Source organism: bacterium, assembly GCA_008933615.1.
Taxonomy (GTDB): domain Bacteria; phylum CLD3; class CLD3; order SB21; family SB21; genus SB21.
This window is the reverse complement of record WBUR01000010.1, coordinates 85195-95792: the sequence shown is the minus strand read 5'-3', so window position 1 is coordinate 95792 and position 10598 is coordinate 85195. Positions and strand designations below refer to the sequence as shown.

Here is a 10598-nt window from a genome sequence, read left to right as displayed (position 1 = left end):
GCGCAATGAAGCTTTAGAGGAGGCATCATAAATGGAAGCAATGGGCATTAACAGCAACGTTCACGCCGGCGGAAAAATATTTCATATTCAAACAGCCGCCGATCCCGCACGCAGCATGTTCCAGGCCGAGATCTTTGAAAAAGGACGCGTGATCATGGTTCAAAAAAAGAACGTTGACGCATCGCGTATGAAAGACTGGGATAAAGATAAAATAAAAGACTTCCTAAACGAGTTCCATCAGGAGATCGCCTGGGAGATCGAGCTTTTATTTTTCATCCGCGACAAGATAAAAACCATTAAACACGCGGTTTCCCACAATAAAATGGGTTTGATTTTTCTGCGAAAAGGAATGGTTGAAGAGGCCATTGTTGAATTTGAAAATGCCATAGAAAAAAACCCTGGCCTTGTTGAATCGTATAATAATCTTGGCCTGGCTTATATGCAATCGGGCGACCATACTAAGGCCATTGAAATATTACAAAAAGGCTGTGAAATGGAACCGCAGTTTGCCGATCTGAAAAACAATCTCGGCATGGCGTACTCAAAAGCATGTATGTTTACGCACGCTTTGAGCGCGTATGAGGCGGCGCTGGCGATCAACCCCAAATACGCCGAAGCGCATCTCAATTCTGTCATTACTTTACTTGAGAGCAATATGGCGAAAACCAACACGGAGGGCCTTCCGCCGGTAGCTGCTCGAAAAGCAACTATCCTTCATGTTTTGGAAAAAGTGATTGCGTCGAATCCCGATTTCACCAATTTCCGTTTTTATTCATTTCGTTTTGAGAAATTAATAAAACAAATAGAATCAGGTGAAACTATTCAAGCCATCGAAACAATTAATGAAATAAAAGACGCTATCGGGAAACCGAACCTGGACGAGATCATGCACGGCTTTTACCTGAAGTTTTTATTCGGCGGAGCAGGAAAAAACGAATCCATACTGGAACAATACCGGATCAAATTAGAAAAAGCGGTCGAAACAAATCCGAATTATGCCGATCTACATAATTCCCTTGGCTTGCTCTTCCTGATTCAATGCCGCAATTTGTTTCTTAAAGCAATGATGCAGTTCAAAAAAGCCTACGAGATCAATCCGTCCTATAAGAGCGCGTATAAGAACTTCCGTCTGGTTCACAACGACGGAAGAGAATTCCTGAATTTACTAAGGGCGATTATTAAATAAAACTATTTCGTTGATTCCCTGATCGCTTTCTTACGTAATTCTCTGCCTTGTTCTGCCGTAAATTCCATCTTTACGTCGATATAACCCGGGTACTGAACCGAAAACCCCGCTATTTCTATAGAAGGTTTTACTTTCAATAAAATGTGCGTGGGACTGTCACCTTGCCCGGCTACGTTGAAAGCCAATTTAGCAATGGCATCCCGGGACTTGCCTTTTAAAGCTTCTCTAAGGTCTGTTGAAATAGCAATCGGAATTTCCGCAATTTGTCCGCCCGGAATCTCAACTTTCTGGTTCAAAATGCCTTCCACCATCTCATACTCATCTATAAACAGGATCCATTCCAATTTGTTCATCGCAGCAATTTCGGCATTCGGATTCTTCGCCTGTAAATTCAAAGTAAAAGACAGCATCGCTTTGTCTGACGTCAACACAGATGTAATTTCAGCGGCTTTTTTGAAACTCAGCTCCTTAATGGATTTTACGTTATGAATCTTGACATCGCCTAAACGTGTGCCTTCCACAGATTTGACCCTGAATTCACATTTTGCAAAATTTTTGGCTTCTTGAATCTGCCGCGCTACGCCGCAGCCGATAAATAAACAAGTCACAAATAACGCCAAAATAATTCGTTTCATATGGAGAACTCCTCATCTATTTTAGTTAATTATCATCATCACTGTTAAAGTGCTCTACCCCCTTATATTTCTAAACACATTAATTTTTGTGCAGCCCGGTTATCCGATCCTTTCTCCGTTCGTTACAGGCCTGTCCACTTGCAGAACCACAACCTCTCCGTCACCTCTGACAACGCCCAAAACCAAACATTCAGAAAAAAAATTTGCAATTTGTTTAGGTGGAAAATTAATTACTGCTACTACCTGCCGGTTTAACAGATACTCTTTTGAATACAATTTAGTGATCTGCGCGCTGGACTGTTTGATACCGTATTCCCCGAAATCAATCTTCAGCTTGTACGCGGGTTTCCTCGCCTCAGGAAAATCCTGAACTTCGATCACAGTTCCGGCCCTTATTTCAATTTTTTCAAAATCGTTCCACGTAATCATATGAGAATCAGGTTATTGATGAATTGACGGTATAATATTAGCATTCAATATATCATCTTCAAGATTCCGTGTGTTTTGAGCCGTTTGAGCATTTACATTGGGATCGGCGGTAAATACAACGACTAATTGAAGGTCACTTATAACATAAATCATTTGTCCTCCATATCCAAATGCGTACGCTATTCTATGTCCGCCGCTTTCCATTAGCCACCAGAGATAACCATAATCAGTCGACGAACCTGGAATGTGATCACTCCATGAATCATTTACCCATTTGTTACAAGTAATATTCTTGCCGCCATAACATCCTTGATTAAGATACAAAAATCCGATCTTCGCCATATCACACGTTGTCATAAATAGGCCCGTTCCTCCCAGGTAATAACCCTGCGGGTCCACATCCCATCGTTTAATAGTTATTCCCAATGGATCGAACAAGTATGCATTTGCGAAATCCAGTGTACTGCGATTAGTGGATTTCGTTATAATCCCGGAAAGAAGGTGCGGGTTCGACGAATTATAGTTAAATACCACTCCTGGTACATCGGACATTGGGGTAATAATCGCCGATTCCATATAATTTCCGTATAATCTGTCCGCCACCTCATTCCATTGAAAACCGGACGTCATCGTAAGCAAATGTTTTATCGTAATATTGTTTTTATCGGGATCCGAAATCGTTCCAAAATATTCAGGGAAATAATTTTTGAGTTTTCGACCTTCGTCCTTAATATCGCCATTACGAATAGCGACTCCAATCAACGTTCCTATGATACTTTTGGTTACTGAGCGAACGCTGAATGAGTCCTGCGCAGACTTCCCAATAAAATAGTTTTCCGAAACAATTGCTCCATTTCGCAAAACCATGAAACTATATATGATTCCTGACTCTTCTGAGCGCTGTATCGCTTCATCCATCAGCAATGAATCTATTCCTTCAGTCGCCATACTTGAAACAGTAATAGAATCTTTAATCGCAGATGACGAACAATCACAATCCTCATTTGTAGCGTCGGAACACGCCGGTAATACGGAGAAAATTGCCGGAAAAAAAGTTCTCATGAGAGCATGTTTCATTTTTCTCACAATTTTAATCAGGTTACTGAATTAGTGACACACCCGAAAACAAAGAATGCGGCGGGATGAATTATTGCGCGTATTCATACGTAACGGCAGTAAAAAGGTTACTTGCCGCTAAAACAGGCGCTCTCGATTTATTGAAATATGAATTTACTATTTTCAAAAAATAGTGTAACTTGAAATAAGTCATCGTTTTTAGAGTTTACTACTTAGCACTCAAAAAAACACTTACAATACATAACCACGAAAGAAGGTATAGAAAGTGAATTTTTCTTCACAAACAAATACGGATCAATTCAAAAAAGAATTTGAAGAGTTTCTGAAAGAAAAATACGGAGCCAAAGACGTCGAACAGGATTCGCTTGGACAGAAATCAGGACCAACAGGCGAATACCGTCCCGGTGAATTCAATTTCGACTTGAAACCGGAAGAACTTGAAGAATATCTTAATCAATTTGTTGAATGCCAGGAAGAAGCCATCGAGGTGATTGCAACCAAAATCGCTACACATTATAACCGAATGAAATTGGAAGATACTCTTACCGAAGAACAAAAGCTCGTCGGTAACATAAAAAGCAATGTTCTTCTAATTGGACCGACCGGCGTAGGAAAAACATACATTGTTAAACTTATCGCCAATAAGATCGGCGTTCCTTTTGTTAAAGGCGACGCTACTAAATTCAGCGAAACCGGTTACGTTGGCGGTGATGTGGAAGATCTTATTCGCGATCTTGTTCGTGAAGCGGATGGAGATATTAGAAGCGCTGAATACGGCATTATATACCTGGATGAAATTGACAAGATCGCATCGTCTGCAAATACACGCGGAATCGACGTATCCCGAACAGGCGTACAGAGAAATTTACTTAAACTCATGGAAGAATCTGAAGTGGATCTGCGAGTTCCGCACGATATGGCTTCGCAAATGGAAGCCGCTATGGAAGCACAGAAAACCGGCAAAGTGGCGCGGAAAAAAGTAAATACCAAAAACATTCTATTTGTTGTCAGCGGAGCATTTTCAGGCATGGAGGAAATCATTCGGAACCGTGTCAATCAAAAGAAAATGGGATTCGGCGCAGAGCATACATCCTCCAATCAAATAAGCAAATCGGAGTTGCTTAAGAAAGTCAAAACCGAAGATCTGATCGAATACGGCTTCGAATCCGAATTTGTAGGCCGACTTCCCGTTATTACGGTTCTCAACGAACTTTCCGTCGATGCTTTATTCAATATTTTAAAAAACAAGAACAGCAGCGTCACCCTGAGCAAGAAACGTGACTTTGAAGCGTATGGCATTGCAATTGAATTCGATGACGATGCGCTTCGTATTTTTGCTGAACGCGCTCACGTCCATCGCACCGGGGCGCGCGGCCTTGTGAATATTATCGAGAACGTTCTGATCAAATTTGAGAAAAAACTGCCTTCGACGAAGATCAAGAAACTCAAAGTAACGAAAGAAATTGTTGAAAACCCGGAACTGGAACTAAATAAACTTCTCACGTATAGTTCCATGAAGGAATTCCAGGAAGAATTCCTGACTCAGCATGGGATCGTGTTTGAATTCAGCGATCAGGCCATTAACAAGATATCAAGAAAAGCCGGCGCTGAGAAATCTACATTCAAACAGGTTGCGAAATTTCTTTTTAAAGATTACGAATACGGCCTCAAACTGGCCGGTAAAACCAATTTCATCGTCAGCGATGAGGTCATCGAAGATCCGAAGAAATATCTGGATGAACTCATCAAAAAATCCTATAGCTCAAAAAATTAGAATAGAGGTGCTCTATGAAAAATGTAGTCATCGTCGACGGCGTGCGAACGCCGTACATCAAAGCCGGCACGCTTTTTAATAAACTGACTGCCGTTGACCTCGGAAAAATTGCCATGCGGGAACTACTCGCCCGCACTAACCTGGATTCTAAATTAGTTAATGAGGTTATCGTCGGCAATATTGCCCAGCCGCCCGAAGCAACGAACATTGCCCGCATTATCGCCTTAGAGGCAGGCGTTCCAAAAAACGTTCCTGCATTTTCTGTGGGACGTAACTGCGCAAGCGGCATGCAGTCGATCGTGGATGCGTATTTAAGAATTGTCACAGAACAAGCCGATATTGTTATTGCGGGCGGTGTTGAATCCATGAGCAAGATACCGTTGCTCTTTTCAGAAAGAGCTACAGATAAGTTTGCTGCGATCTTTAAAGCAAGATCGGTATTCGAAAGAGTTGGCGCTATATCCCAATTTCGTCCGGGCGATTTCAGTCCGGTGATTGGCATTTTATTGGGGCTCACCGACGGGTATTGCGGGTTAAATATGGGCGTAACGGCGGAGGTTCTTGCAAAGGAATTCGGCATTACGCGAAAAGAGCAAGATGAATTTGCCGTTATGAGTCATTTGCGTGCAGGCAAGGCCACGGATGACGGTATACTGAAACAAGAAATGGTTCCGGTCTATTTACCTCCTACTTACAAAACCGTCGTAGACGAAGATAATGGTATCCGGAAAAACCAAAATATGGAAGCATTGACCAAATTGCGTCCTGCCTTTGATAAAAAATTCGGAACGGTGACCGCCGGAAATGCAAGTCAAATAACGGATGGGGCGGCTTTTGTTCTGGTCATGTCGGAAGAAAAAGCGAAAGAGATGGGGTATGATATTTTAGGATATGTACGCGGCTTTGGTTTTGCAGGACTCGATCCGGAACGTATGGGCCTCGGGCCGGTATTCAGCACACCGGTTGCGTTGAAGCATGCCGGACTAACGATGAAGGATATTCAATTAATCGAATTGAATGAGGCCTTTGCAGCCCAGGTGATTGCAAATGAAAGAGCCTTTGCTTCTAAGCAATTTGCCAATGACGTTCTCCATTTACCCGAAGCTGTCGGCGAAATCGACCGTAATAAATTAAACGTCAACGGCGGCGCCATTGCGCTTGGACATCCTGTGGGTTCGTCCGCAACACGTCTCGTGTTAACACTGCTGAAGGACATGAAAAGAAAAAATAAGCAGTTCGGACTAGCAACATTGTGCATCGGCGGAGGACAGGGCGGCGCGATGATTCTTGAGAGAAAATAAACCATATTCAACTTTAACGTTTTGATATGCCGTTTTCCGATAGCACATTATCCAGAGAAGAACTCTCTCGTTACAGCCGGCATATTATACTCAAGGAATTCGGCCTTGAAGGTCAGAAAAAGCTTAAAACCGCTAAGGTTTTGGTTATCGGCGCAGGCGGCCTCGGAAGCCCGGTTTTACTCTATCTCGCGGCCGCGGGCGTCGGCACGATAGGTATCGTTGATTTTGATGTCGTAGATGAAACAAATCTCCAGCGGCAGGTTCTTTTCACAGTTCATGATGTTGGAAAACCAAAAGTCGATATTGCCGTTAAAAGACTTCTCGCACTAAATCCTTTTATCAACACGCTCACTTATCCTGTACAAATCACATCCCAAAACGCATTTGACATCATAAACCATTTTGACGTTGTAGTCGACGGAACGGATAATTTTCAAACAAGATATCTTGTCAATGATGCATGCGTGTTGCTTAATAAGCCAAATGTATACGGTTCGATCTTTCAATTTGAAGGGCAAGTCTCGGTCTTCCATTATACCGATTCCAATGGCGTTGTGGGCCCGAATTACCGCGACCTCTACCCCACGCCTCCCCCGCCGGGTATGGTTCCAAGTTGCGCCGAAGGCGGTGTGTTGGGTGTTCTGCCCGGAATCATCGGGAGCTTTCAGGCCAGCGAGGCTATTAAAATCATTACCGGAATTGGGAAACCGTTGAGCGGTCGTTTGCTTTTATTTGATGCGCTGAATTTTGAGACACGCATCGTAAAATTTTCCAGAGACGATAATAATCCTGTAAATGGAAAAAACCCCACGATAAGTAAATTAATCGACTATGATGAATTTTGCGGTGTGAAGCCTCCTACTTCTTCACATAATCAAATCAATGAATTGAGCGTCCAGGATTTAAAGCAATGGATAGATACTAAAAAGGATTTCCAGCTCATCGACGTCAGGGAACCGTTTGAACATGATCTTGTGAATATTGGCGGCGAATTAATTCCACTTTCAAAAATCACTGAAAAGGAAAAAATCATTTCGCAAAGTAAACCTGTCGTTTTTTACTGCAAAACGGGAATTCGAAGTGCCAGGGCAATAAAAGAATTACTTGCAAAAGGATATTTAAATCTCTACAATGTAACAGGTGGAATTACTGCCTATACATCGGACATCGATCCGAGCTTACCTAAGTATTAATTCAGTTTCACCGCTAAATTCTATTTTCTAAAAAATCACACCCCGTAATTTATCAAAAAAAATAGACTTTTTTGAAAAGTGAGGAAGGTTATGGTTGCTGAAAAAATCACTTTTGTTAATCGAGATGCTAATTCATTTGTGGAGGAACTTAAACAAAGGGTGTCTGAATATTTTCAGAAGCGGGGCATCTCTTCTAATGCAAACGTGGCTATGGTCGTGAAGTCGATTATTCTTTTGACATTGATGTATGGATCGTATGCTTTGATCCTAACCAATTATTTTTCAGTTTGGACCATGCTCTTTCTTGCTATCCTGATGGGTGTTTGTTTTGCCGGAATTGGTTTTTCCGTTGCGCACGATGCATTACATGGCGCCTATTCTTCGAAACCCGCTGTTAACAAACTCATCGGCCTTACGTTTGATATGTTGGGCGCTAACGGTTATTTATGGAAGATCACGCATAATGTGATCCATCATACGTATACAAATATTCACGGAATTGACGAAGATCTTACCGTATCTCCAATTTTGCGTCTCTCGCCAAAATCAGAATGGAAGCCGTTTCATCGTTTTCAGCATTGGTACGCGCTTCTCGCCTATAGTACTGCAATTCTTTTCTGGGCGTTTGTCAAAGACTACAAATATATTCTGCAGCGCGATTTGGGTCCTTACAAAAATATAAAACACCCCGCTTCTGAAGTTGCCCTCTTGATTCTTGGAAAACTCTTCTACTATACGTATATGATCATCATACCCTTGCTGGTATTAGATGTGACCTGGTGGCAGTTTGTGATCGGCTTTGTTGCCATGAATCTCACGGCCGGTATCATATTGGGCGTTATTTTCCAATTAGCCCACGTTGTGGAAGGAACAGACCACCCGTCTCCAAATGCGGAAGGTGTAATAGAAAACGCATGGACTGTACATGAAATGGAAACCAGTTCTGATTTTGCCAGAAATAATAAATTCCTATCGTGGTACATCGGCGGTTTAAATTACCAGATCGAACATCACTTATTTCCTAAAGTGTGCAGTATACATTATCCGGCAATCAGCGAAATTGTCAGAGACTTGGCGGAGAAACACCGCATTCGATATAATTACCAGCCATCCTTAATTGCGGCAATACGTTCGCATTATGAAACTCTTAAGAAATTGGGAAAATATAGATTTGTTCAATAACTAAGCCGCGCTAAACAAACTTTAAATCTATCTGCACGATCTCAGGCCTGTTTCCGACTCGAACCGGAGGCCCCCAGGTGCCAACTCCGCTCGAAACGTAAATGTGCGTGTTGTCTATCTTCTTGTAGCCCCAGCTCACTTCAAAAACCTTTTTCGTGATAAAATTCAATGGCCATAATTGCCCATGATGCGTATGGCCCGAAAGTTGTAAATCGATCCCGCTTTTTACGGATTCTTCCAGATGAAATGGTTGGTGATCCATCAGGACCATGGGCAGTCTTTTGTCTAAACCGGCCGTTAACTGATCAAGCGTCTTTCGCATGTGTCCATTAAACCTATTCACGCTTCTATCGTCCCTCCCAACAACATAAAAACTGTCGTCAATTTTTACCGTTTCGTCGCGCAAGACAGTAATGCCATGATCCTGCAGATATCGTGATGCAGCCCCCACACCGCCAATAAATTCATGGTTTCCGGTTACGGAAATCACTCCAAATCTCGATTTAATATTCCGAAGCGATTCACCTAAGTTCTCTTTTATAACCGGGGCCAAATCTTCATCTACCACATCGCCTGGAAGTAATACTAAATCGGGATCTAATCTATTAATAATTCCAACGATCTTGTTGATCCTTGATTTACCAATTATTGTCCCAAGATGAATATCCGACGCTACCACAATGCGCATCGATTTATGACCCGGCGCCGTTTTTGAAACACTCAACTGAATTTTCTTAACGCGCGGAGTCCTTGCATTAAGATGTCCGAACAGAACAATTACCAGTGTCGAAAAGCTTACTAGGGCTGCAATACCCGGCTTTGATAATGAACCGTTTTCGGGAAGAAACTGAACCCTATCATTCACAATAGCGGTTACATCGAGCAGAACTACGAACAGAAACAAATATAACATCCATGCAAGCCAAAAAGATCCGATCCATGTAAGGGTTTCGGCAAATGCTGACAGTGCTTTTCGTCCCAGAATTCGCCCGACAATAAAAGAGGTGGAAACTAGAAAAAAAAATGCGACATAGAATACGCGGTAGTTGGATTGGGAAGGAATGGCGCTCCAACCGGCTTGAAATATATAAAGATTGATCAAAGAATAAATAGACAACACAATCGAAAAAAATATTACAAATTTTTTCATTTTAAATTGCAGCTCTACTTTTTAAGCCGATGCTCGAGTTCCTCTATATTCTTTCTCATTGCAGCAGGCATCGCGCATTTCTGATTCTTCCGATAATCATAAACTACAACGATCCCGGTACCTTCTGCGGCAATAGATTTATCGGCATGGCTGTAAACGGCATACTCCATGGTAAAACGATCTGCGTGAATCTCGGTTACGCGCGTACCAACGGAAACCGTATCCGGATACGTCAACGGTTTTCGGAAACGACAACTTGTCGAATGTAATATAACGCCTATCCCCTTCTCTTTTGCCGATTCCCAAATGCCTACTTTTTGAAAGTAGTCCGATCGGGCGCTTTCGAAATAGCGGAAATAAACAATATTATTAACATGGCCTAGCGCATCCATTTCACCCCATGCCACAGGCGTTTCATAAATTACGGAGTAGGTTTTTAGCAGATCTTTCAAATTTGCTACTCGGGAGTTATAAGTCGCGATTTCATGAAAATTGAACTATGTAGATAATTTACATTTCAATCTAAAAAATACAAGAGTTTATATTGCGTTAGTCGAATTTACCAACCTGCGAATCAACACTTAATGTTATGTACAAAAAAGAAATTGCAATTATTAAGGATATGTATTATTTTACCGACGTTTAGAAAAATATAAAATAAAAGGAGAATT

At 41.9% G+C, this 10598-nt stretch carries 10 protein-coding genes; 5 read left to right on the top strand and 5 right to left on the bottom strand.

Features of this window, described 5'->3' with window-relative positions:
* Nucleotides 1-31 precede the first annotated feature (31 nt).
* A complete protein-coding gene (locus F9K33_05535; protein KAB2880458.1) occupies nt 32-1186 on the top strand; it encodes a tetratricopeptide repeat protein in 1155 nt (384 codons plus the stop codon).
* 2 nt (nt 1187-1188) lie between these two features.
* Here F9K33_05535 and F9K33_05530 read toward each other — a convergent pair whose 3' ends face one another.
* The 3 genes from F9K33_05530 to F9K33_05520 all read right to left on the bottom strand — a co-directional run bounded on the left by F9K33_05530 (nt 1189) and on the right by F9K33_05520 (nt 3327).
* The gene (locus F9K33_05530) at nt 1189-1821 is read right to left on the bottom strand and encodes a hypothetical protein (protein KAB2880457.1); all 633 of its coding nucleotides are present in this window, start codon (nt 1819-1821) and stop codon (nt 1189-1191) included.
* A gap of 99 nt (nt 1822-1920) precedes the next feature.
* On the bottom strand, nt 1921-2250 hold the full coding sequence (locus F9K33_05525) for a tRNA-binding protein (protein KAB2880456.1): 330 nt from the start codon (nt 2248-2250) through the stop codon (nt 1921-1923).
* Nucleotides 2251-2262: 12 nt separating this feature from the next.
* The gene (locus tag F9K33_05520) at nt 2263-3327 is read right to left on the bottom strand and encodes a serine hydrolase (protein ID KAB2880455.1); all 1065 of its coding nucleotides are present in this window, start codon (nt 3325-3327) and stop codon (nt 2263-2265) included.
* Nucleotides 3328-3592: 265 nt separating this feature from the next.
* Here F9K33_05520 and F9K33_05515 point away from each other — a divergent pair, with 265 nt between their 5' ends.
* The 4 genes from F9K33_05515 (at nt 3593) to F9K33_05500 (ending at nt 8777) form a co-directional block, all read left to right on the top strand.
* Nucleotides 3593-5101 (top strand): AAA domain-containing protein, encoded by a 1509-nt coding sequence (locus F9K33_05515; protein ID KAB2880454.1) that lies wholly within the window; start codon nt 3593-3595, stop codon nt 5099-5101.
* A 14-nt stretch (nt 5102-5115) separates the two neighbouring features.
* Entirely contained in the window at nt 5116-6402 is a 1287-nt protein-coding gene (locus tag F9K33_05510; protein ID KAB2880453.1) for a thiolase family protein, read from the top strand.
* 26 nt (nt 6403-6428) lie between these two features.
* Entirely contained in the window at nt 6429-7595 is a 1167-nt protein-coding gene (gene moeB / locus F9K33_05505; protein ID KAB2880452.1) for a molybdopterin-synthase adenylyltransferase MoeB, read from the top strand.
* Between the two features lie 90 nt (nt 7596-7685).
* Nucleotides 7686-8777: an acyl-CoA desaturase gene (locus tag F9K33_05500; GenBank protein KAB2880451.1), complete on the top strand. Its 1092-nt coding sequence runs from the start codon at nt 7686-7688 to the stop codon at nt 8775-8777.
* Between the two features lie 10 nt (nt 8778-8787).
* On the opposite strand, the gene F9K33_05495 is transcribed toward F9K33_05500, so the two are convergent.
* Together F9K33_05495 and F9K33_05490 are read right to left on the bottom strand one after the other, a co-directional pair.
* A complete protein-coding gene (locus F9K33_05495) occupies nt 8788-9927 on the bottom strand; it encodes a metallophosphoesterase (protein KAB2880450.1) in 1140 nt (379 codons plus the stop codon).
* 14 nt (nt 9928-9941) lie between these two features.
* Nucleotides 9942-10379, bottom strand: coding sequence for an acyl-CoA thioesterase (locus F9K33_05490; GenBank protein ID KAB2880449.1), 438 nt, complete (start codon nt 10377-10379; stop codon nt 9942-9944).
* Between the last annotated feature and the right edge of the window lie 219 nt (nt 10380-10598).